The organism is Mucilaginibacter flavus, assembly GCF_030409315.1.
Lineage (GTDB): Bacteria > Bacteroidota > Bacteroidia > Sphingobacteriales > Sphingobacteriaceae > Mucilaginibacter > Mucilaginibacter flavus.
In genome coordinates this window covers 111,278-135,270 of the sequence record NZ_JAUFPS010000096.1, presented here as the reverse complement: position 1 = coordinate 135,270, position 23,993 = coordinate 111,278, and the positions used below count along the sequence as shown (strand labels likewise).

At 43.4% G+C, this 23,993-nt stretch carries 13 protein-coding genes; 8 read left to right on the top strand and 5 right to left on the bottom strand.

The window, feature by feature from the left end:
- Positions 1 to 7: 7 nt before the first annotated feature.
- Complete coding sequence (locus tag QWZ17_RS28475) at positions 8 to 1,339, top strand: TldD/PmbA family protein (RefSeq protein ID WP_290308755.1); 1,332 nt, start codon at positions 8 to 10, stop codon at positions 1,337 to 1,339.
- A 233-nt stretch (positions 1,340 to 1,572) separates the two neighbouring features.
- On the opposite strand, the gene QWZ17_RS28470 is transcribed toward QWZ17_RS28475, so the two are convergent.
- A complete protein-coding gene (locus QWZ17_RS28470; RefSeq protein ID WP_290308754.1) occupies positions 1,573 to 2,544 on the bottom strand; it encodes an alpha/beta fold hydrolase in 972 nt (323 codons plus the stop codon).
- A gap of 87 nt (positions 2,545 to 2,631) precedes the next feature.
- Between QWZ17_RS28470 and QWZ17_RS28465 the strand changes: the two genes are divergently transcribed.
- The gene (locus QWZ17_RS28465; RefSeq protein WP_290308753.1) at positions 2,632 to 3,504 is read left to right on the top strand and encodes a LysR family transcriptional regulator; all 873 of its coding nucleotides are present in this window, start codon (positions 2,632 to 2,634) and stop codon (positions 3,502 to 3,504) included.
- On the opposite strand, the gene QWZ17_RS28460 is transcribed toward QWZ17_RS28465, so the two are convergent.
- Positions 3,494 to 6,415: a ligand-binding sensor domain-containing protein gene (locus QWZ17_RS28460; RefSeq protein ID WP_290308752.1), complete on the bottom strand. Its 2,922-nt coding sequence runs from the start codon at positions 6,413 to 6,415 to the stop codon at positions 3,494 to 3,496. The genes QWZ17_RS28465 and QWZ17_RS28460 overlap by 11 nt on opposite strands.
- A gap of 410 nt (positions 6,416 to 6,825) precedes the next feature.
- Between QWZ17_RS28460 and QWZ17_RS28455 the strand changes: the two genes are divergently transcribed.
- The 6 genes from QWZ17_RS28455 to QWZ17_RS28430 all read left to right on the top strand — a co-directional run bounded on the left by QWZ17_RS28455 (position 6,826) and on the right by QWZ17_RS28430 (position 16,547).
- On the top strand, positions 6,826 to 9,948 hold the full coding sequence (locus QWZ17_RS28455) for a SusC/RagA family TonB-linked outer membrane protein (protein ID WP_290308751.1): 3,123 nt from the start codon (positions 6,826 to 6,828) through the stop codon (positions 9,946 to 9,948).
- Between the two features lie 18 nt (positions 9,949 to 9,966).
- Positions 9,967 to 11,472 carry a RagB/SusD family nutrient uptake outer membrane protein gene (locus QWZ17_RS28450; RefSeq protein WP_290308750.1) on the top strand — a complete coding sequence of 502 codons (1,506 nt, stop codon included), beginning with the start codon at positions 9,967 to 9,969 and terminating at the stop codon, positions 11,470 to 11,472.
- A gap of 25 nt (positions 11,473 to 11,497) precedes the next feature.
- Positions 11,498 to 13,594 (top strand): phage tail protein, encoded by a 2,097-nt coding sequence (locus QWZ17_RS28445; protein WP_290308749.1) that lies wholly within the window; start codon positions 11,498 to 11,500, stop codon positions 13,592 to 13,594.
- 11 nt (positions 13,595 to 13,605) lie between these two features.
- The gene (locus QWZ17_RS28440; RefSeq protein WP_290308748.1) at positions 13,606 to 14,502 is read left to right on the top strand and encodes a PKD domain-containing protein; all 897 of its coding nucleotides are present in this window, start codon (positions 13,606 to 13,608) and stop codon (positions 14,500 to 14,502) included.
- Between the two features lie 8 nt (positions 14,503 to 14,510).
- Positions 14,511 to 15,566 carry a family 16 glycosylhydrolase gene (locus tag QWZ17_RS28435; RefSeq protein ID WP_290308746.1) on the top strand — a complete coding sequence of 352 codons (1,056 nt, stop codon included), beginning with the start codon at positions 14,511 to 14,513 and terminating at the stop codon, positions 15,564 to 15,566.
- Positions 15,567 to 15,656: 90 nt separating this feature from the next.
- The gene (locus QWZ17_RS28430) at positions 15,657 to 16,547 is read left to right on the top strand and encodes a glycoside hydrolase family 16 protein (protein ID WP_290308745.1); all 891 of its coding nucleotides are present in this window, start codon (positions 15,657 to 15,659) and stop codon (positions 16,545 to 16,547) included.
- Between the two features lie 110 nt (positions 16,548 to 16,657).
- Here QWZ17_RS28430 and QWZ17_RS28425 read toward each other — a convergent pair whose 3' ends face one another.
- From QWZ17_RS28425 to QWZ17_RS28415, 3 genes are all read right to left on the bottom strand, one after another.
- The gene (locus QWZ17_RS28425) at positions 16,658 to 17,698 is read right to left on the bottom strand and encodes a quinone oxidoreductase family protein (protein WP_290308744.1); all 1,041 of its coding nucleotides are present in this window, start codon (positions 17,696 to 17,698) and stop codon (positions 16,658 to 16,660) included.
- A 3-nt stretch (positions 17,699 to 17,701) separates the two neighbouring features.
- Positions 17,702 to 18,313 (bottom strand): Crp/Fnr family transcriptional regulator, encoded by a 612-nt coding sequence (locus QWZ17_RS28420; RefSeq protein WP_290308743.1) that lies wholly within the window; start codon positions 18,311 to 18,313, stop codon positions 17,702 to 17,704.
- A gap of 86 nt (positions 18,314 to 18,399) precedes the next feature.
- Complete coding sequence (locus QWZ17_RS28415; RefSeq protein ID WP_290308742.1) at positions 18,400 to 23,991, bottom strand: alpha-2-macroglobulin family protein; 5,592 nt, start codon at positions 23,989 to 23,991, stop codon at positions 18,400 to 18,402.
- Between the last annotated feature and the right edge of the window lie 2 nt (positions 23,992 to 23,993).

Genomic DNA, 23,993 nt, shown 5'->3' with positions numbered 1-23,993 from the left:
TTGAATTATGCCAATATTAAATAAAGAAGAAGCACAGGCTCTGCTAAAAAAAGTATTAGCCTTTTCAAAAGCCGAGGAATGCGAGGTTAGTTTAAACGGCAGCGAGGGCGGTAACATCCGTTACGCGTTAAACGCGGTTTCTACTGCCGGCGATATCAGTACCATGGGCTTAGCTGTGATGTCGGTTTACGGAAAAAAAGCAGGTACCGCTACCATTGATGAATTTGATGATGCCGCGTTAGAGCGTGTTGTACGCCGTTCTGAAGAGTTAGCGCAATTAGCTCCGGCCAATCCTGAGTACATGCCGTTGTTAGGCCCGCAAACTTTTGCGGAGTCTATTACCTACAATGCCGATACAGCCGCGATGACGCCCGATAGCCGTGCCGATATGGTGGCTAAAAGTTTATCGGTTACCAAAGAGGCTAAATTAACCGCGGCCGGTTTCCTTGAAAATTCAACCGGCTTTTATGCCATGATGAATTCAAAGGGATTATTCGCTTATAATAAAAGCAGTGACCTTACCTTTTCGGTAACTACACGTAACCCCGAAGGTACAGCGTCCGGATATGCAGCCAGGGGTTTTACAGATGTAAAAAAAATGGATACGCTTAGCGCGACTAAGGTTGCAGCTAGTAAATGCATCAGTTCATCTGGCGCAAAGGCTATAGAGCCTGGTAAGTACACCGTAATTTTAGAGCCGGTTGCCGCTACCTATATGTTGGAGAACATGTTCCGTTTTGATGCCCGCAGTGCCGAAGAAGGCCGTAGCTTTTTAAGCAAAAAGGGTGGAGGCACCCGCCTTGGCGAGCAACTGATGGACCCCAAGGTAAATATTTACTCAGATCCGTTCAATCCCGATTTGCCTTCATCAACCTGGAGCGGTGATGGATTACCGCGTGAGAAAACCATGTGGATTGATAAAGGTGTGGTAAAAAACTTAAGCTACAGCCGTTATTGGGCCGATAAAAAAGGTGTTAAACCGCTACCCGGCCCCGGCAATATCATTATGGATGGTGGCGACGCCAGTTTAGAGGATTTGATTAAAAGTACAGAGCGAGGCATTTTGGTTTCACGGTTGTGGTATATCCGCATGGTTGATCCGCAATCCTTACTGTTAACCGGTCTTACCCGTGATGGTACGTTCTATATCGAGAACGGCAAAATCAAGTTCCCGGTTAAAAACTTCCGCTTTAATGAGAGCCCGGTAATTATGCTCAACAACCTTGAGGCTTTAGGCAAACAGGAGCGGAGCATTAGTGTGGAGAGCTACCGCAGCTACCTGATCCCGCCAATGAAGATCAGGGACTTTACGTTCAGTTCACTATCAGATGCGGTTTAGTCGCCGGTAAAACATAAAAAAAGGGGATATGTCATTTAAGATATATCCCCTTTTTTGTAAACGGCATTGGGTTAACATAGTTTAACACATTTTAATGAATTTACATGTTAAGTAATTGATAATGAATTATATAGATACTTATTGATGTTAACCTTCGGTAATTAACTTTAATTAATTCATTATCAGTATTTTATATTAAATCAATCCCGATTTATAGTTATACAGTGTTTACGTTATTTAGGCAGGCCTGCCAAAAACGTAAGGATATCCTGCCCAATTTCCTTTACATTGGTTTCAAGCGCGAAGTGGCCGGTGTTGTAAAACTTAACAATTGCATTTTTATTATCGCGTTTATAAGCTTCGGCGCCTGCAGGTAAAAAGTATGGATCTTTATTACCCCAAACAGCTAATAATTTAGGCTGATATTGCCTGAAGTAAGCCTGGAATTTTGGATATAAGGCAACATTAGTGCGATAATCATACATCAGGTCTAACTGAATTTCCGCGTTACCTGGGCGATCTAAAAAATGTTGATCTAAGGTATAAGTTTCAGGGGCTATTAACGACGGATCAGATACACCCTCAAAATATTGGAACCGGGTTACCGTATTTTCTACAAAGCCACGCAGGGCGTCCCTGTTTTCTTGTGTAGGGTTTTGCCAGTATTTTTGTATCGGGTTCCAGCCGGTGCTTAAGCCTTCTTCATAGGCATTGCCATTTTGCGATATGATACCGGTAATCTTTTCCGGATTGGCAACCGCCAATCTTAAGCCGGTAGGAGCGCCATAGTCAAATATGTAAATGGCAAAGCGTTTTAAACCTAACTCATCTATAAATGCCTCCATGGTATTGGCAAGATTATCAAACGTGTAGGCAAATTGGTCATGTGCCGGCGCGTCTGAATAGCCAAAGCCGGGCAAATCTGGCGCTATCACATGGTATTGCTTACTTAAAATAGGAATCAGGTTCCTGAACATGTGCGATGACGTAGGATATCCATGCAATAAAAGCACCGTTGGGGCGTCTTTAGGGCCTGCTTCTCTGTAAAAAATGTTTAAGCCATTGGCTTTAATGTTTTGATAATGAACTGAATTTGTTTCCATGGTTTGTGTTTTTGAAGTTAAGGGTTGTGCCGATGTTTTGCCCAAGAGTAAACTTACTCCGGCAATGATCATTACACCTGTCATTAATTGTTTGATTTTCATTTTGCTGTTTGCTTATTCAAAAGTAATTCGGATATTTGATTGTTAAAAACGATTAATAGTGATTTTATTTATCATTATTTGTGATGTATGAATACAAACGATCTTAAAATATTTGAGGCTGTTGCCTATCACGGCAGCTTCACTAAAGCGGCAGAAGCTACGTTTACCGTACAATCAAACGTAACCGCGCGTATCAAAAGCCTGGAGGAAGAGTTTGGGGCCGATCTTTTCGTGCGCTCATCGCGTAAAGTAACACTCACAACGGCCGGCGAAACCCTGATACACTATTGCAAGCAGATTGGCCATTTAGTTGATGAAGCTAAAAAGGAGATCAAAAAAGCAAATCAAATAAGCGGCGAACTTAAAATAGGCTGTATTGAAACAACTATGGCGCTTAAGGTACCCGAAATCTTAAACAGGTTTACTACGGCCTACCCCGATATTGAACTGGAATTTAAATCGGCCATGAGGGGAGGACTTATCAATGATGTGATTAACTACAAGCTCGATGCGGCATTTGTATCGGGGCCAATCAACTCGCCCGAGCTGGAGCAGATCTATATTAAAGAAGAACAACTGGTGATCCTGTCGTCCTTAAAAAATAAAAGCCTTAAGGATGTTCTGGTTGCCCAGCCTTTGAAGATCATTGTATTTGATCAGGGTTGCATTTTTAGAGGACGGTTGGAGGCCTGGCTAAGCGCCAACGGTATCATTAATTATAAAGCCATCATCGTCAATTCGCTTGAAGGCATTATCAATTTTGTAGAAGCTGGTTTAGGGATCAGCATTTTACCTGCCGAACTGATCACCGAACATTATGCAAGCCGCAGGCTAAATACATTTACCATCGGTAAAGAAACAGGAACCATGAGCACGCTACTGGTGTACCGGAAAAACGTACCGCAATCACGGGCTTTGCGGGCCTTCATCGAGCTGTACAGGGCCGAGCTTATTTCATGATCTCCCGCTGTATCTCAAATAAAAATTCAAACAGGTTAATTTCTGTGGGTATCTGTAATTTTTTCCTCAGCCTGTACCTGCTAATCTCCACACCCCGTACCGATATAGCCATCAACTGGGCAATTTCCTTGCTCGATAGGTTCATGATGAGATACGCGCTCAATTTTAGTTCCTGCTGGTTAATGCTTGGGTAGCGTTCTTTAATTACTGTTAAAAAATCGGCGTGTACTTTATTAAAATGGATGCTGAACTGCTCCCATTCCTCATTTACCTTTTTTTCTTCAGAGAGCAGGCGCAGGATTTTTTTAATTTCCACAGCCTCAACCACATCTTTGCCCGATTTATTGATGCGTTGCAATTCGTCCTTCACCTTTAAAATAAACTCCTTTTTTTGTACCAGGCTCATGGCCGATGAAGCCAGCTCGGAGTTTTTAAACTCTATCTCGCTTTCCAGCTTTTCATTTTTGAGTTTCACCAGTTCTTTTTCAGATCGTTCCAATTCTAACTGGTGCAGGTAAGCCATTTGCTTCTGTTCTTCTTCGTTCTTCTGCCGCTGTATCAATAACTCCTTCTCCTGGTTACGGATGTGCCGCTTTTCCTGCATGCGGTAAACATAGTATAGCAGGTAAGCAAAGGCCATCACATACACTATAAAGGCCCAAATGCTTAAATACCACGGCGGGTTAATAGTAAAAGTGTAATAGCTAACCGCCGACTCATTATTTTGATGGTTCCGCGCTTTTACTTTAAAGGTGTACGTGCCCGCGGAAAGGTTGGTATAATCTTTTTCAGTCTTTTTTGACCAGGTCGACCATTCTTTGTCAAACCCCTCTAAATAGTAGCTGTAAGTTACGTTTGATTGCCCTTCAAAAATGGGAGAGGAGTATTCAAAATGCAGCGAGTTCCATAAATAGCTTAGCGATTGCGTACTGGTGGCTGTTTGCTTATTATCCTCATTAACCAATCCAAAATAGCCTCCAAAAAGCAAGCTGTCGGTGTCCGCTATGGCTTTAACCTTGCGGATAAAAACAGATAAGGGATGAATGTTTTGTTTGTATTTGGCGTAGTTGATATGGTAGTATCCATTCTCGCTGCCCACAAAAACGTTGTTATCATTAATAGGGTATACGTTTTCAAAACCACTGAGTATTTTGTTGGTAAGCTCGGGGATGTAAATGATGTTGGGCCGGGAGGTTGAGTAATCAACCACGCCAATACTTTTTTCCTGCACAAACCAGATGTTTCCCGATGGATCTTCTTTCAAGTATCTTAAACTCCTGGTGCCAAATATGTTTTTAAAGGTTTCATCGGGCTGAAACCTGTCTGTTTCGTTGTTGTATTCATATACACCCTTTTCGGTAGCTACAACAACCCGGTTCTTTATCTTAAAAACAAAATTGTTTAGTGTAGATGGCAGGCCCTGAGCCGCAGTGTACATTTTAACCTGCGCGTTATCGGTATTGATTTTATAAACCCCACGGGTTGGGTGCGATGTCCAGATATTACTTTCGCCATCTATTGCCAAAAACCTTGCCGACTCATAGTATTTACCAATATTACCTTTATCAATAAAACCGGTGGCGGTACGCTCAAACAGGCGTACACCAAAATAATTACCAGCCGCAATCATATTTGACCCCGACTTATTTAATAGCGATTCAAAAAGCCAGAAGCCGGTCGCGTTATAAATAGGTTGCAGTTTGCCCTCATAAATTCTGAACACGCCATCGTCCCGCCCTGCCAACAGGTCATCATTAACTACAGATAAATGCCATGATAAACCATCGGCAAGCGTTTTAAAATCGTTTTTGGTATAGCTCAAATCACCGCCATCCTGTATGGGAAGCTGATAGATACCTGTCGACATGGAAAAATACAGGTCATTGTGATATTTGGCCATTGAAAAACCGCTGCCATCCTTAAATATTAAAGGATTTACGTGCTTTACCGCGTTGTTAAAGGCTATAAAATCAATCCCGTTATCAAGCCCCAGCCATATGTCATGGTTGGCATCCATAAACATGCAGCGTACGTTGGTATTTTGCAGACCTTCTTTTTTGGAGATCTTTTCTATTACGGTGCCATCACCATCAACCTGGTAAATGCCGTTGGTGTAAGTACTAATGAGGTAATTGTTATCGCCTATGGCTATAGCTGCCGAAAAAGCCTGCTGGATGTCAATATCAAAACCCGATAATTTAAAATATTTAAACTGGTTACCGCTTAATATATATACACCGTTTTTTGCTGTAGTAACCAGGCTTGAGTTTTCGCCAAAGCGGCACATATTGGTAATATAAAAACCGTTAGGCAATAGCTTTTTTTCGATAAAGGGTTGCCAGTTTCCGTTTTTAAAAGCCAAAATTCCCTTTTGCTCATCATGCGCTATCAGCTGATCCTGGTACAGCCCCATAAATAACCACGATGTAGATTTATAAATGGTGATCTTATCATTACTATACCTGAAAATCTTATCATGCGATCTGAAAAATACATCATCGCCATAGGTTACGATATCCCATATATCAGAAAAATTCTGATCGGCCTTTGGTAAAAGATTTTTTAAGGATGTAAACGTAAGTTGTCCGTTTTTGCCGGGCGAGAAGTACCCCATTTCATCCTGTCCGCCGGCATACAGTTTTTTGTCCTTGCCAAATTCAATGGAGCGTACTATGGTTTTGTTGGGTAGGGGGTAAAGCTGCCAGTAAGCGCCGTCAAAAACCAGCACACCTTCGTTATTGGCAAAGTACACACGTCCCTGCGCGTCTTGCTTTATTTTCCAGTTTTGTGTACCCGCGTTGTACTGCTTTTTATCAAAGTTTACCGTTTCGCGCTGGCCAATATAGGTTTGTGAAAACAGCGATTGCGCGCCGCAAAGCATTAACAGGATAAAAACGGTACGTAGAAACATAAGGGTTTATAATGCGGTAGCCGACATTTTGATAAAAGTATCAACTATAAGTACGAATATCTACTAATATGATGAATTTTTCAAACTGTGTGGTAGTGATGTAGTCCGTTTTTGCGCTATTTGAAGCATCTGCATATACTTTTGATGCAGCGAACCCAAGCTTCGTAACCAATTATATTATTAAAATTTTTACTTGTACATGAATTCACCAGGCTTACTTATGCCCTGTATAATGATGTTATACGGCAGCAAATGCTACGCGGCCCTTACCCGGAAAATAACACCGGAGTTTCCACCTTGAAACAAGGTCCGATTTGAATATACCCTAACAAGGTATACCTGCAATAAAGTTTTAGAAACTGGCCTTGCAGCAGCTAACCATCAATTATAAAACCTAAAATTAAACTCGTATGCAATTAAAACTTAAGTTTTGCTTAAGCATAGCCTTACTCTTATGCCTGGTAAGCGGTGCCTTTGCGCAAAACATTCGATTAACCGGTAAAGTGACCCAAAAAACAGATGGGCAGCCTTTACCGGGCGCTTCAGTAACACTTAAAGGTACAACAACCGGCGCTGTTACAGATGCAAGCGGCAATTACACATTATCCCTTCCGCAAGGTGGCGGTACCCTTGTGGTAAGCTTCCTGGGCATGAAAACTGTTGAAAAGACAGTAACAGCTGCCGGCGTGGTAGACTTTGTTTTGGAAGATAACGCGGCCAATGCCTTAAATGAGGTTGTAGTTGTGGGTTACGGTACTCAAAAAATCACCAAAGTATCTGGTGCAATATCAACCGTAAAAAGTGCCGATATCCAGAAACTAACTCCAACCCGTGCCGAGGAAGCTTTGCAAGGCCAGGTATCGGGCGTAAGCGTTATCCAAAGCGGTTCGCCGGGTTCAAAACCAACGGTGCTCATTCGTGGTATACCTTCATTTACCGGTACCGATCCAACTGTAATTATCGACGGGGTACAACAAACCTTAACCGATTTTAATTCTATCAATCCAAGCGATATTGAATCTATCAACGTTTTGAAAGATGCGGCAACTACAGCCATTTATGGTGTTAAAGGTGGTAACGGTGTAATTGTAGTAACTACCAAAACCGGTCGTAAAAATCAAAAGCCACAGATATCTTTGAATGCTAATTATGGCGTACAAGAGGTAGCACGCTATATTGGTGTTTTAAACGCCAGCGAATATGGCGCTATCGTAAACGAAGGTAGTGTATCATCAGGCGGCGCGGTTATCTTCCCGGATTTAAGCACCTTAGGTGTAGGCACCGATTGGCAGCGCCAGATATTCCATACCGCGCCAATGCAAACCTATAACGCATCGGCAACAGGCGGCAGTGATGCAGTAAGTTATTTCCTTTCTGCAGGTTATCAAAGCCAGGGTGGTATAGTAGGCGGACTTGATAAATCGCGTTTTGATAGGGGGAACTTTACGGCTAACCTTAACTTCCAGTTATCTAAAAAACTGAAGTTTACGGTAAATGCTACAGATGTTATCTTAAACTCAAAAGGCGTACAGGAAAACTCATTTAACAGTATCCTGGGCAGCGCGCTTAACTTTGATCCAACTGTACCAGTTTATAATAATGTGCCAAACACCGTTGGTAAATACGGCTTCAGTAACCTCATCCTGTCTGAAGTTTATAACCCGCTTACCAAGCTTGATAATACTTACAATAAAAACGTGGGCAACAAGCTGTACGGTAAATTCGAGCTGCAATACAACCCGCTCAACAATTTAACTTTAACCAGCAGGTTTGGCTACACCAAATATGATTCAAATGCAAAAACATTTACACCACTAATATTTTACGGTCCGCAAAACGTAGATAACACCATGAACGCCGATGGCAGCACGGTTACCGGTATGCACAACAGCGTATCACATGAAAAGGACAGTAACTTCAACTACTCATGGGAAACTTATGGCAACTACAACTTTGATTTAGCCAAAGATCACCATTTTGAAACCACGTTGGGCTTTTCAATGTACAGAACATCGGGTAATGCTGATGGTGCAAGCCGTCAGGATGTGCCTTTCAACTCCTGGGAGTTTGCCGATTTCACAGCTGCTACAGGTACCAATACGGCCACAAACACCAACGCGCTTAGTGGTTTTTATTACCAGTATTTCCGCAGAAACATTTCATACTTCGGCAGGGTAAATTACGATTACAAGGAAAAATACCTTGCTTCTTTTACTGCCCGTCGTGATGGTTCATATGCTTTTGGTGTTGATAATAAGTTTGGTAACTTTTATTCAGGCTCATTGGGTTGGGTGGTTACCAAAGAAGATTTCTTTAATGTGCAGGCCATCAGCTTCCTGAAAATCCGTGGCAGCTACGGTGTTATCGGTAACGAAAACGTGAACCCGCAATATGTAAAAATAGTAACCGGCGGCCCGGATTACGGCCCAACGGCAAACAGCAACGGTTATAACTTCGATAACGTATTTTATCCGGGTTCAACCGTAGGTTCGGCAGCAAATGATGCCCTGAAATGGGAGCGCCAAATCCAGTCGAACGTTGGTTTTGATATCAAATTCCTGAATAATAACCTGAGCTTAACAGCAGATTATTATCAGAAAAAAGTAAGCGGTTTATTGTTTACACCAAATGCTTCTTTGTATTTAGGTACAGTGCCAATTCCTACAGCTAACATCGGTTCAACCAAAACTAATGGTATCGATATAACCGTTGGCTATAACACCGCCGTAAGCAGGGATCTTAAAATAGGTAACACGGTTACGTTTACCACGGCTAAAAACGTAGTAACGGCTACCAATACCGATAACTCTGCCAAAATTTACGGCGGCAGCTATTTCAACGGTCAGTCACAAACGGTTACTGTATTTCAAAAGGGTTTTACACCTGGATATTTTTACGGGTATAAAACCGATGGTTTGTTTCAATCGGCACAGGAAATTGCGGCCTCGCCAACACAACCCGGCGCGCAACCCGGCGACATCAAGTATGTTGACGTAAACAAAGACGGTAAAATAGATGCCAACGACCAAACCAAAATTGGTGACCCATTCCCTAAATTCACCATGGGCTGGAATTTGAGCATCAGCTACAAATCGTTTGATTTCAGCGCGTTTACTTACGCTTCTATCGGTAACGATATTTACCGCGCTTATGAGCGTAATGGTAACTACACCAACAAATTCCGCAGTGTTTTAGCCAGGTGGACAGGTCCGGGAACAACCAACGACGCCCGTTACCCACGATATTCATTTACAGATCCTAACAGCAACATCCGTGTATCTGACAGGTATGTAGAGAATGGTTCATTTGTGAAGGTTAAAAATCTACAATTGGGCTTCACCTTCCCTAAATCAATTACCGGCAAAGTATTTAGCAGCGTAAGAGTTTACGGACAGGTTAAAAATGCCTTCGTGATAACCAAATACACTGGTTATGATCCCGAAATATCAGGTGGCATTTTAGATACCGGCGTTGACAGGGGCGAATATCCACAACCAAGAATCTATTCTTTCGGCCTTGATATCAAACTATAACCATTTAACGATCAAACGATGAAGAAGAAATATATAAAATTATTAAGCATGGTTGCTTTTGTAGCCGCGCTTGCATCCTGCAAAAAGTTTGTGGATTATAATCCACACGAGGATTTTGTGACTACCGAGCAGGATTACCTAAAATCAGAAAGTGATTACCGAAGCCTGGTAATCAGTGCTTATTCGCCACTACAATGGTTAAACCAAATGGTGCCGGTTGGCGATATCGCTTCAGATAATTCCGTTAGTGGTGGCGAAAGCGCGTCTGACGTGTTATCACTACAGCAAATTGACGACTATACTAATACCCCTATAAACTCTACCATGACTGATCTTTGGCAGGTGGCCTATGAAGGCATCAACCGCGCCAATTATTTAACTGAGTACAAGGATAAAAACCTTGCCGGCCAAAATATAACTTTTGCCGGTAAGGATGCCCTGTATGGCGAAGTTTACTTTTTACGGTCGTACTATTACTTTTCTTTAGTGCGCATGTTTGGCGATGTGCCTTTGTTTACCGATAAACGTTTAGGTGTAAGCGATTCCCGTACATTGAAAAGATCGCCCAAAGCTGATGTTTACAAGGCCATCGAAGCAGATTTGAATAGTGCCATCGCGGTATTGCCTGCGGTACAAACCCAAAAGGGCAGGATCACCAAATATGCTGCCCAGGCTTTATTGGGTAAGGTTTATTTGTATGAAAACAAATTTGATGATGCCAAAACCATATTGGAAAGTGTAATTACATCAAACGCTTTCACCCTGGTACCCGATTTTAATTCGATATTCCTGGCAGCCGGCGAAAACGGTCCGGAGTCGGTTTTTGAAATTCAGTATACCAATGGCTCGCCATATTACAACTGGGGCGGCGTAACACGTGGCCAGGGTAATTATTCTGTACAGCAATGCGGCATTCGTGGCTTAAATGGCAACACCCCTTACGCTGCCGGTTGGAGCACCAATTTACCAAGCCAGAACCTGGCAGCTGCATATGCCGCCGGTGATCAGCGTAAAGCGGTTACTACTTTTGATATTGAGGCCTATAAAAATGCCAATCCATCATTAGGTATCACTTACCAGGTTGCACCTTATAAAAACACAGGTTTATACAATGGTAAATATTTGCCACGTAAAGGTGAAACATCGGGTCAGGTTGAATTAAACTACCTCAACAACTTCCGCACCATACGTTATGCCGAAGTTCTATTGATGGCAGCCGAAGCTAATAACCGTTCAACAGCACCAAATGATGTTAAGGCGCAGGGCTATTTGAACCAGGTACGTCAGCGTGCTTTTGGTGATGCCAATCATAATGTTACCGCAACAGGGGCCGGACTTAAACAAGCCATTTGGGATGAACGCCGGTTAGAACTTGCGATGGAAGGAGACCGCTTTTTCGATTTGGTACGCACCGGCCAGGCTGCTACCAAAATAACAGGTTTTAAAACGGGTAAAAATGAAGTATTCCCGGTTCCGCAGTCAGAAGTGGATGTTTCGGGCTTAACACAAAATCCGGGGTACTAATCATTAACTATTAAAATTAACAATCATGAATGCAAGAAAATATTTTTATAGTATAGCATTGTTACTCGCAGTTACAGCCGGTTGTAAAAAGGAGTCGTTTACCGATACTTCTTTTGTAAATGGTATAACATCGCCTGCTAAACTATCGGTCCTGTTTGATATCACACAGGATAATACCGGCCTGGTTACCATAACGCCAAACGGCGAGGGCACCGTATCATACGATGTGTATTACGGTGATGCCGGATCGGCCTTCGTAAAAGTTGCGGCAGGTAAAAACGTGCAGCACACGTATGCCGAAGGTAACTACACCGTGAAAGTGGTAGGGCATGGCCTTAATGGCAAAACTACCGAGTTTAGCCAGCCGTTAACTGTTTCGTTCCGTGCGCCCGAGAATCTGAAAGCCACGGTTGCTATTAGTGGTCTCAATATTAACGTTTCTGCCTCAGCTGATTATGAAACTTTATTTAAAGTTTATTATGGCGATTCAACTAACGTATCACCTGTGCCATTTAAATCATTTTTAGAAGGACAAACCGTAACGCATAGTTATGCGGGCGCGGGTGTTTACATTGTTAAAATTGTGGCCTTAAGCGGTGGCGCGGCTACAACCACTTATTTGGATACCATTAAAGTTGGTAAACAAATTGATTTGCCGGTTACGTTTGATGATCCTAATTATGATTATACCACAAGTGATTTTGGTGGCAATATATCATCTGTAGCTGTCGATCCAACAAACGCAGCTAACAAGGTTTTAAAGGCCATTAAAGGTGCTGGATCTGAAGTATGGGCCGGTACAACCATCGGTACATCTTTGGGCTTTGCTACAAAAATTCCGGTTACAGCGCTTTCCTCAAAAATGAGTGTAAGGGTTTACTCACCGGCTGCCGGTTTAGATATCAAACTAAAAATAGAAGACCATAACGATGGTACGCACGCGGTTGAAACTGACGTTAAAACTACCGTGGCTAACAAATGGGAAACCCTAACATTTGATTTTAACTCGCCTGCAGCGGGTACACCCGCATTGAATGCAGCTTACAGCTATGATAAGGCATCGTTGTTCTTCAACTTTGGTGTATCTGGCGACGGTAAGGCTTATTATGCCGATGATTTGAAATTTGTACCATCGGCCCCGCCGTTAAAACAAATTGATTTACCGGTTACTTTTGATGATGCTACATTCAACTACGCGGTTACCGATTTTGGTAACGATCAAACTGTAGATAGCGTTGATCCCACCAATGCCGCTAATAAAGTTAAACTGACTACCAAAGTAGCAGGCGCGGAAACCTGGGCAGGGGTTACAATTGGCACCCCAACCGGTTTTGCCACTAAAGTGCCACTTACTGCTACAAATAGTAAAATGAGCGTGAGGGTATACTCTCCAGCAGCAGGAATCGATATTAAATTAAAATTGGAAGATCATACCAACGGTGCAAAATCTGTTGAAACCGATGTATTGACAACAATAGCCAACGGTTGGGAAACTTTGACGTTTGATTTCAGCAAAAACGCTTCAGGTACGCCAGCTTTAGATTTATCAACCACTTACGATAAAGCTTCAATTTTCTTTGACTTTAATGTATCGGGCAGCGGTAAAAAATTCTATTGGGATGATGTGAAGTTTGTGGCAGCCGCGCCGGAAGTACTGGCTTTGCCACTTACTTTTGAATCAAGCACGTTAAGTTATGCTACAACCGATTTTGGTGGCGGAGTAATCACCGTTATTGATAATCCGCATAAAACAGGTATTGATGTGAGCAATAAAGTAGGTAAAATGGTTAAATACAATGATCAAAACTATGGCGGCAGTTTCTTTACCCTGCCTTCCCCAATTGATTTTTCGACCAAAAAAACCTTTACCATGAAGGTGTACTCGCCAAGGGTTGGCGCTAAAGTATTGCTGAAAGTTGAAAACCTCACCGATGGCACCGTAAGCTACCAGGTAGAAGTGCCAACTACCAAAGCCAACGATTGGGAAACGCTTACGTTTGATTACAGTGCCATCAATGCCTCAAAATCATACCAAAAAGTGGTATTGATATTTGATAATGGTACCAATGGCGACGGAACGGCCAATTACACCTGGTTGTTTGATGATATTTCACTTAATTAATTTAACTGATCATGAAATTGAAAATAAAATTAATCGCGATGTTTTTTATTGCAGCTGTTATCACTTACAGCAGCTGTACTAAAACAAAGTATTCGTTTGGTGAAATTAAAACGCCATCCGATTTAAAATTAACCGCAACCATTACCGGTGCCGACGCGGCAAACCCAACCGGTTCTGGCGTGGGTACAGTTGCTATAAACGTATCGGCAACCAATGCTATTACCTACAACGTAGATTTTGGCGATGGTAATAAGCAAATTGTATCGTCGGGCGTAATTATCTATAAGTATAATAACCCGGGTATATTTAATTACACCATTACGGTAAATGCGATAGGTACCGGTGGCGCTACTTCAACCATCAGTAAAAAAATCACGGTGTTTGTCGCGTACACTATTCCACCTGCAATTGTAGAAGGTTTAACAGGCGGCACTTCACGTACCTGGGTTACCGACAGAAATGCGCCTGGCCACGTAGGAGTAGGGCCAACCAATACTTTTACGCCAGATTATTATGCTGCTACACCAAATCAACGTGCTGATTGTTTGTACGATGATGAGATCACCTTTACCAAAGATGCTAATGGAAATATCCTGATGAGCGTTAACAACAAAGGTCAATCATTTGTAATAGCTGCTTCAACTGCTTATTATGGCAAGGCCGGTGGCGATAATTGTTATGATATTGACGAAAGTGGTTCTAAAAAGCTGGTGTTTATGGATGCCACTTCGGGTTCAAACTCGGGCAATTCAACCATGGTGCAGTTTATGGTACCGGGCAATGGCTTAATTAATTTTGGTACGGGCGCCAACACTTATGAAATTTTATCAATAAGTGATACCAACATATCTTTACGTAATATTGGTATTGATGGGCTGGCCTGGTATCAAAAACTGAAAGTTAAATAACAAACCATATGAAATATTTAAGATTATCGATTTTAGTGCTCCTGGTGTGTGCATTTGCCGCATGCGGCAAAAAGGGTGGGGACGGTACAGGCACTCCCAATAATCCGCCTACCGGGCTAAAGCTTACCTCAACAGTAAGTACCGATGCCAGTGGAAACGTAAGTCTTACGGCAACGGCCCAGAACGCGGTTAGCTACGAGTTTGATTTTGGCAATGGTTTGTTTCAAACTTCAACAACCGGAACCGTAACCTATAAGTACCTGGCAGCAGGTACTTATACTATAAAAGTTACCGCCAAAAGCAGTACTGGCCAAACTTCGGTTACGTCTATTCAGGTGTCAGTGTCATTAACGGCATCAACCGGTGGTACAGGATCGGGTGCTACCTGGGCCGAAGAGTTCAATACCGATGGCGCGCCAGATCCTTCTTTATGGGGATATGACCTGGGTAATAATAACGGCTGGGGCAATAACGAGCTGGAATATTATACCAACCGTACAGATAATGCGGTGGTATCGGGTGGTACGCTAAAAATAAACCTCAAAAAAGAGGCTTATATGGGCAGCGCATATACCTCGGCAAGGATACTTACGCTCAATAAGTTTTCCTTTAAATACGGTAAACTGGAGATCAGGGCTAAACTACCCGCCGGTGCCGGCACATGGCCTGCCATATGGGCAATGGGCGATGATATTGCTACTAACCCATGGCCGGGCTGTGGTGAGATTGACATTATGGAGCACGTAGGTAACAGTCTTAATAAAATTTATGGCACGGTTCATTACCCAGGTCACTCTGGTGGTAACGCTGTTGGCGGCAATACGATGATTACCGGTGCCACTACCGATTTTCATCGGTACGCGCTTGATTGGTCGGCAACTGCCGTTAAATTTATGGTTGACGATGTGGTATATTTTACTGTTCCTAACGACAGTACGCTACCGTTCAACCACAAGTTTTTCATCATTTTAAATGTGGCCATGGGAGGTAATTTTGGCGGCGCGGTTGATCCGGCTTTCAACAATGCTACTATGGAGGTTGATTACATCCGCCTGTACCAATAAGCTTTATAAATACCGGTGCCGTTTGCTTTAAAGGCGAACAGCACCGGTTTAAACAAATTATTTAAGTCAAACTATCTTAATTAATACTATATGATATACCGAAAGTTTGGGTTCACTTTTATATGCTCGTTTTGCGGCATCTTCGCATTATCGACGACCGCGTTTGCGCAACAAAAGAAAGCGGCGACTAAATCTGCCAAAGTTGTTTTCTTCGACGATTTTAACGGTAGCAAACTGGATAGGAGCAAATGGAATGTAGAGATCACCGGTATGCACGTTAACAACGAGTTGCAGGCATATACCGATACCAGCGCTACTATTTTTACCGTGAAAGGCGCGGCAGCCGAGGGGGCTAAAAACGGCGCTTTGTTGATTCGCCCGCAATCGATGCCGGGTTTTGTAACTAAGGACGGGCAGCACTTTGACTTCATATCCGGCAGGATAAACACCAAGGGGAAATTTGATTTTGCCTACGGGAGCGCCTATGCAAAAATAAAATTAACCGATGGCGCGGGCTTATGGCCTGCCTGGTGGATGCTGGGTAACGACGAATGGCCCGCAACCGGCGAGGTTGATATTATGGAATACATTGGTGAAAAAGATTGGGCAAGCGCCGCGGTGCATGGCCCTGGCTACAGCGGTGAAACCCCCTTTGTTAATCGGCAATATTTTGACGCTAATAACGATGTTACCAAATGGCATATTTACGGCGTAGACTGGACACCGGATTATCTTGATTTTGTGTACGATGGCAAGCTGATGTTTAGAGTGAGCCGCAAAATGGCCGAGCATTACGGTAAATGGGCATTCGACAGCAAAAAGTACCTTATTTTTGACTATGCTTTAGGCGGCGCTTATCCCGAAAAGATTAATGGCGTAAAAGAGCCTTACAATGGCTTACCCGCCTCGACCGTTAAACTTATCAAAAATCACCAGGCCAAAATGCTGGTTGATTGGGTGAAGGTAACGCAGAACAAATAGGGTTTTATTGACTTATCAAAACACTTATTTTTGTTAATCGCAGAGCCAAACTTACGAAGTCTTAAAGACTTCGTAAGTTTTTCCCTTGTTCATTCGTGGATTTTAAGACCTTAAATCGTCACTACCAGCCGCTTCCCACCCGGCACATCAAGATCCCAAAGCGCTGTTATATCCTCAAGCTTAACTTCTGTAATATCCACTTTAAGCTTACCCGCAACAGCTAATTCAAACATCTCCGGCAAAATCTCGCTAAAAAGTTGTGCAACCTGCTGTTTAGACCAAGCACCAAGGCCTGAGCCGGTTAATTGTAGATCAACACTTCTTAGGTTTGCTGCGGATAACTGGATCAAATCGCCCATCATACTACCAACAGATACATATCTTATTTTATTGGTAAAGGAGCTATTGCCTTTTAAACAAGCCAGGATCATTTCGGCGGTATGTCCCCACAAATAATCTATGATAATGTCAATTGGGGTAGTTGAATGTATTGCGGCAAGTTGTGCTTTGAAACTATCATCGTCCTGTAATACCGAAATCTTTTCATCGGCACCGAGTGATAACAGGTCATTGAGCGATTCTTCGTTTCTACCCGTTATAATTATTTTTGCAGCGCCGTAGTGTCTGGCTATTTGTACGGCTATGCGCCCTGTAAAACCAGTAGCACCATTAACCAGTACAATATCTCCCTGTTTAATATCAGCTTTAAATTTTAGCCCCATCGCCGCGCCAATCACCGCGTTTGGGAGCGCGGAAGCTATAGCATCGTCCAATCCATCGGGAATTTTCACTATCCTGCTTTTATGGATAATCGCTTTTTCGGCAAGCATGCCATTTATTGCTATGCCGTATACTCGTGTACCGTCCTCTAAAACACAAGCTCCGTCGCCGCCAATTACACGGCCGCCTTCTTTTGGTGTATCGCTTGAATAGTGTTTGCCGGATGCTGTGCCTTTGTCAAGATGTTTAATAGCCACCGCCTTTACGGTTACTAATAATTCGTCATCGTTTTTTGCTATAGGTTCGGGGAAATCCACGTACTGTGGTAGCTCGCCTTTTTGATATATTACCGCTGCTTTCATTTTGTTTGCTTTTTGATAAAACAAAACTACGGCGGCCAATGGCGACGACACGATAACATATGTTATCAAGTTTTAGAAATGGGCTTTGCCCTTAGCTATCTTACTTTTAATGCGGCTAAGATGAACTGTGGTAACGCCCAGGTATGATGCAATGTAATGCTGCGGTACCCGCTGAATAATATGAGGGCGATTATTCAAAAGATTTTGATACCGTTCCTCCGGTGTATCGCGGATGAAGGAGAAAAACTCGTTCATGTAATGCATTTGCCTGCCCGCAGACACTTGTAGTATCAGTTGCGCAAACTCGGGTTCTTTAATTAAATCTTTTACCAATTGGTTCACATATTTTTTAGGCAGTAAGTGCACCACAGATGGTTCGATAGCTTCAATGGTTAAAAGGCTTGGGGAATTATTGGTGAAACTTTCAAAAGAGGTGAGGCCCTCATTTTCAAAAAAGAACTGAACCGTTTTAGCTTCGCCGTTATTGTTGAAAAAAGCGCGTACACAGCCTTTTTCTACGTATATATAGTTTTGAGACACGCTGCCTTCCTCCAGCAAAACCGTTTTAGCAGAAATCTCCATCCGCTTTAAAAACGCCCTGTACTTATCAAGATAGGGGATTAGCTGGGGGAATTTATCTGTGAAATGGAAAAACATATCCTGGTTAGTAAACCGTTTTAGCAACGCGTATAATTGAATGCTGCAAATCCAAACTTACGAAGTTTTTGAAACTTCGTAAGTTTTTCATCGGTTGGTTAATTCATGCAGTGTTATTTAACCACATCAACCCATTGCCCTTTAATCAGGCTGTTGATGGAGCTGTTGTACATGGCCTCGCAATATACGGCAGGCAAATAGTAGTGCCCGGCGTAGGCCGCGTTGAGCATTACATAGTAGGTTACCTCGTGTCCTTCCGACAGACTAAAATAAGTATTAACCCGGTCGTCCCTGATGTCGCGGTAATCTGATGGTGATGACTTAAACGCTTCATCGTTGTTCAGCATCCGGCTATTCAGGATCTCCCATCCTGATGGGAAGATTTGACTTAGCGCCAGGTTATCGTACCTGCCACGCCTGCCTGGATTTTTGATATTCACCTGGGCTACAAAATCGGTACCTTGTTTTAAGGATGCTGGGTCGATAGGTTTGCCGGTTAAGCTAAAGTAACCAACCCGCATTTGTAAAACATTAGGGTCGATAAATGTTTTTACATCTAAGCCCGATGATGGTTGCCCTTTTTGTATCAGTCTTAAATAAAGCCTGTTAGTACCCTGGTTTTTAATGGTTACTTTGCCACCATTGGCAGCCAGCGCATTTTGCCATATATAAGATGCTGAGTTTACATCCGATTTAGCGGCGCCCGACTGGAAGTTGAACGAAAGTTTACCCGGTGAATGATTTTGCCCACAATATTGCGCTATTGCTATGAGCGAATAAGCGGTGGTTTGCGTACTATACCAATCATCCTGCGATAATCTTGCGGCAACTGTTCTGAGCTGGCTTGCAGCTTGCGCTTGTTTGCCAAGCAGGGTGAGGGTTTCCAATATCATAGCCTCATCCCGCAAGTCGGACCCGTAGGTGCCAAACATGGTGTTGTACGGCTTAATTGTGGTTGGCAAACCCGCTATCATCCTCAAACCAATTTCTGGCTGGCCGGCAAGTTTATAAGCTGCAGCCAATCGCCACTTGGCTTCAACACTCAGGTATTTAAATTCGCGCAAGCGGTTCATGGCCCCTAACTCCGGAGAGCGTGCGAGGGCTAACAAGTACAGACGATAGGCCTGGTTCAGGTCGTCGCCATAAAAACTGCGGCTATCAGGCGCCCAGGTTAAGGCTTTTTGTTTTTGGAATTTTTTCCATTGTTCTATAAAACCTAACGGCATACTGTAGCCTTGGGCCTGCGCTGCAAGCATAAAATGACCAGCGTAGTTGGTTCCCCATTCGTCGGCCGCGCCACCGTATGGCCAGTAGCTTAAACCTCCACCCGGCACCTGGAAACCGTTAAGACGGGCGATGGTTGCTTTGATATTCCTTTCAGATTCGGCCTTTTGTCTTGCCGATAGGTCAAGCAATTGATCAAGATACAATTGCGGGAATGCTGCCGAAGTGGTTTGTTCCACACAACCGTGCGGATAATCTATCAGGTAATCTAAACGTTTATCGAGATTTAACGGTGGGATAGAAGCAACCGCGATGGTGTTTTTATTGGTGCCTGCAATACCGATTGCCTGGAAAGCCATACTCCATGCTTCGCCTGGCTTTAACTCTTTTTCGGTGATGCGTGTAACCGGTGGGTTGGGGTTACGTATATTCAATTCAACGTCATAAGCAGCTGTTTCACTGCCGCTTTTGGCTATGATCTTTACCTTGCCTACGCCAACAAAATCCTTTACATTCAAATCAAACGTTGCCAGTTGGTCGCCGGTTTTGGCGAAAGTGAGGGTTTGGGTGTTGTTACCGGTTAGGTTACTGAAGGCATTGCTTTGTACAGAAACGGTTACCGTTTTTATATTAGGTTCCATTGCAAAAACAGTAACAGGCAACTGCACTTTTTCTGACGGGCCAAGCACGCGTGGTAAAGTAGCCAGTATCATCAAAGGTTTTTTAACCGCAACCGCCTTTTCGGCAATACCATAGCTGCCATCATGCCCGGCAACAACCATAGCTTTTACAGAGCCTACGTATTGTGGCAGTTTAAAGGCCGTGGTTTGCTTTTCACCTGCAGCAAGGTGGAACGGCCCCATAAATCTAACAACGGGCTTAAAGCGATTTACAGACACGTTTTTGTTTGTGCCCAGGTTACCGTCGCCGCCAATGCTTAAAATGCGTTCCAGGCCGCCGCCATAAGCGCCAATCACGTAATCAAACAAATCCCAGGTTTTAACACCCAAAGCTTCACGGGCGTAAAAAGTTTCGTGCGGATCGGGCAGTTTGTAATTGGTGATATCCAGCAGGCCTTCATCAACGATGGCTATGGTGTAAGTCATTTCCTTACCCGATGCCTCCGATACCGTAATGGCCGATTCTGTTTCAGGTCTGATTTTATCCGGCATATTGATCACCGGTTTCAAAATAGTTTCGGGATTGTTTACAGTTAAAGGTATTGCGCCATACATACGGATAGGCAAATCGTTCACCGTTTGCGAATGCCTTTGCAGCAGGGTAACGTTTACAAAAATGTTTGGTGCCATTTCCGGCTCAACTGTAAAGCTGTATTGGGTTTGTCCCTTTTTAGTATCAATCCAGGTGGTTTTTAAAACTTTGCTGCCATTTTCAAAGCTGATTAAAGCCCGGCCATCACCTGGGGTAGGGATAGTTAACGTAGCCTGTTCGCCAACTTTGTAGCTTTGTTTATCAGCTGTAAAAGAAAGCATGGCTGCCTCGGTTGGGTTGCTTTGCTGTAACCTTTCCGACCAGTTTGGCCAATCAACATAAATGATTTTACCGGTTGAGTGGCCGGTTTGTTCGTCTTTAACCTTGATGAGGTAGCGGCCCCAATCGGCTTTAGGGATACGCAGGTTCCATTTACCACGACCGTTTACCAATTGTACACTCGCCGTTTTAATGAGCTTGTTATATTTATCCTGTGTAAAATTGCTGGTTTCATCGCCGGTTTGATCCCACCACCAGCGCCATTGTACTTTGTAAAGTTCCAGTTCAACATTGCGGGTACCGGCAAGTGCGTTACCGTTTACATCTACATCGGCAATATCAATCTGGTGATCCTTATCGGTAACCAACATACCCGATAGTTCGCTGCCGGTTGGTGTTTTAATGCCCACATAACCCGGGTAAACATTGTAAGGCATGCTAACCTGTTGAATGCTGAAATTGCCGCCCGGTTCAAACACCTTTACCAGGAAATTGGCGCGTAACTGGCCGGGAGCCTGTTTTTCTACATTTATATTGGCATCCACGTCGGCATTGCCCTCGGCGCTTAGCTTACCGTCAAATACAGTTTGTGTTTGGGTATTGAAAGCCAGGGTAGGATCGTCAAAAACATAATCTTTATAGTTTTTAAAGCTGGTTGCCTGTGGCGACAGGAAAGCATCCACCTTAGCCTTTAAATTTTGAGCTGCCCCGCCAAATAACCATTGCGCGCTAAGTTTACCGTTGGCGTTATTGCCCTTGGTTAGTTCATTTGCGCCACCAAAGGTCAAACTCAGTTTAAGGCGGTTTGGCATGATGGTTTCAACCTTAATTTTCTTTTCAAAGCTGGCGCCGCCCACTTTTACTTTGGCTGTCCAGTTACCGGTAGGTGATGAGGTTTCGGTAGCGGTATGAAAACTGTAGAAACCATCAACAGATTTTGTTTGAGTGATGCGTTTATATAACTTGTCGTTGGGGTCTTTCAATTCAAACTCAACGGGGTGGTCTGCCGGAAGGGTTTTGAGTTTATCCTCCAGCATAAAGGTCATGTAAATGCTATCGCCGGGCCGCCAAACGCCGCGTTCGCCATAAAGGAAGCCCTTTAAGCCGCCCTGAATTTCTTCGCCGCTTACATTGAAACGGGAGAGGGGAAGCGAATTGCCGTCATCTAATTTCAAATAACCGCGCTGGCTACCTTTTTTGGCCACCAACAGGTAAGGCTTTCTTTTCAGCGAAAAATTGGCCAACCCATCCGATCCTGAAGTTGTTTTAAAAATGATCTGTTTTTGGTAATCCAGTAACTGCAACTCCACACCATCCATTGGTTTGGCGCTCATGATATCGGTTACCGCAACCAACATATTATTATCATTGCCACGTTTAGCTATCAAACCAATGTTCGACGCGATAATATTGCGGATGGCCCAGCGTGTTTTGGTATAGTAGGATGGGGTGCAGGCGTTATCCTTATCCTGCCAGCTGTAACCTTCGGGATAAAAGTTATCGTACCTGCTCCAAAAGTCGTCATCTTCATCGCTTACTTTACCGGCGTTATCGCTGTATTGTTCGCCACCCTCATATTCATCGTCGCCGTCGCCTTTTTTGCCAGAGCCGCCAAGACTGCAATTATATAACGAGTATTCTTGCCTGAAACCGATGATCACCCGGTAAATAGCACCCGGTTCGGTACGGATCATCTGATCCAGATCGAGCATAAAGCGGTTCTTTTTATGCAGGTTTATCCCTTTATCAGCGTCAAGCCTTATTGTTTTTTGCACTATGGGCTTGCCCACCTGCCTTAATTCCTGGCCGCCGTTAAAATCATTGTTTTGAAAATACTGCGGCACATTGCTTTCATAAATCTTAATGATACTTACATCAACCGCTTTAAGGTTAACGGCTTCAAATGGCATCATCAACTTGCCAGAATCTGGAAGAATTACGCCTTTGCCGGGGATGGTGACGTTAGGTAACCTGTTCTCAAAGAAAACATTAGCGGTATAGGTTTTGGTGATCTTTTTGTGCGATATGTTTTCAACCCCTTCGTTTACAAATACGCTGTAGTTGCCTTCAAGGCGTTCGGGCGCATATACCTTTACTACACTGCCATCAATAGTATAGGCGGCATCGGCTATGTTACCGATACCAATAAGGCCGTTTAATTCCTGGCCAACCATAATGGCGTCAGAAAACTGGATCTGCACATATTGGTCGTTATCCTGAATAGCGCGTATGTTAAGCACCTTAAAATCGCCTATAGCGGGCACCTCAAACTTTTGATCGCCTTTTTTATCGATATCCAAACTGCTGCCGTCCCAGTTAACGGTAAGTGGCGCTACTTCGCCCGATTGACGCTTTAAGCCGGTAACTTTAAAGGTATGGGTTTGGCCGGTGTGTACCCAGGAAATTTTTACGGGAGTAAGGTAATTAATGGTGATTATTTTTTCGACCAGTGCCGGATCTTCAACATCGGCGGTTTGGATATTGCCCTCCAGCTTCATTTCATCTGTTGATGTACTGGTGGCTGTTTGCAAACCATTAAGGGTTACATTAAAATCGGGTTTAACAACTTCAAAATTAAAGCGGAAACGATTAAATTTTGAGGGGACATCGATCAGTTTACCCAGTTTAAAATCGGCAATATAGGTTTTCTCTGGATCGAGTTTTTTAGTGGGTTTAAATTCGATAGTGCGTGCGTCAACCCAATAAGCTTTGCCTTTTATCGACGGCGAAAAATCAATAAGATCGTTATCAACCTCTTCATTTTGCTGATGCGTAACCTGAACGGTATTGGCCAGCCTTATCCTGATGGTACTTTCCTTTGAAATTACACCGGTAGTATATGATTCAATGTATTTGCTAAAGGCTGGATCAACAATGATTTTTTTATTGGCATTTACAATAAGGTAAGCTATAACTAACAGCACCGCGAGCGCAGAACCGAATGTAATTAAGCTTTTACGCTTGCGGAACCTGGTATATCCGTTCTCCATGA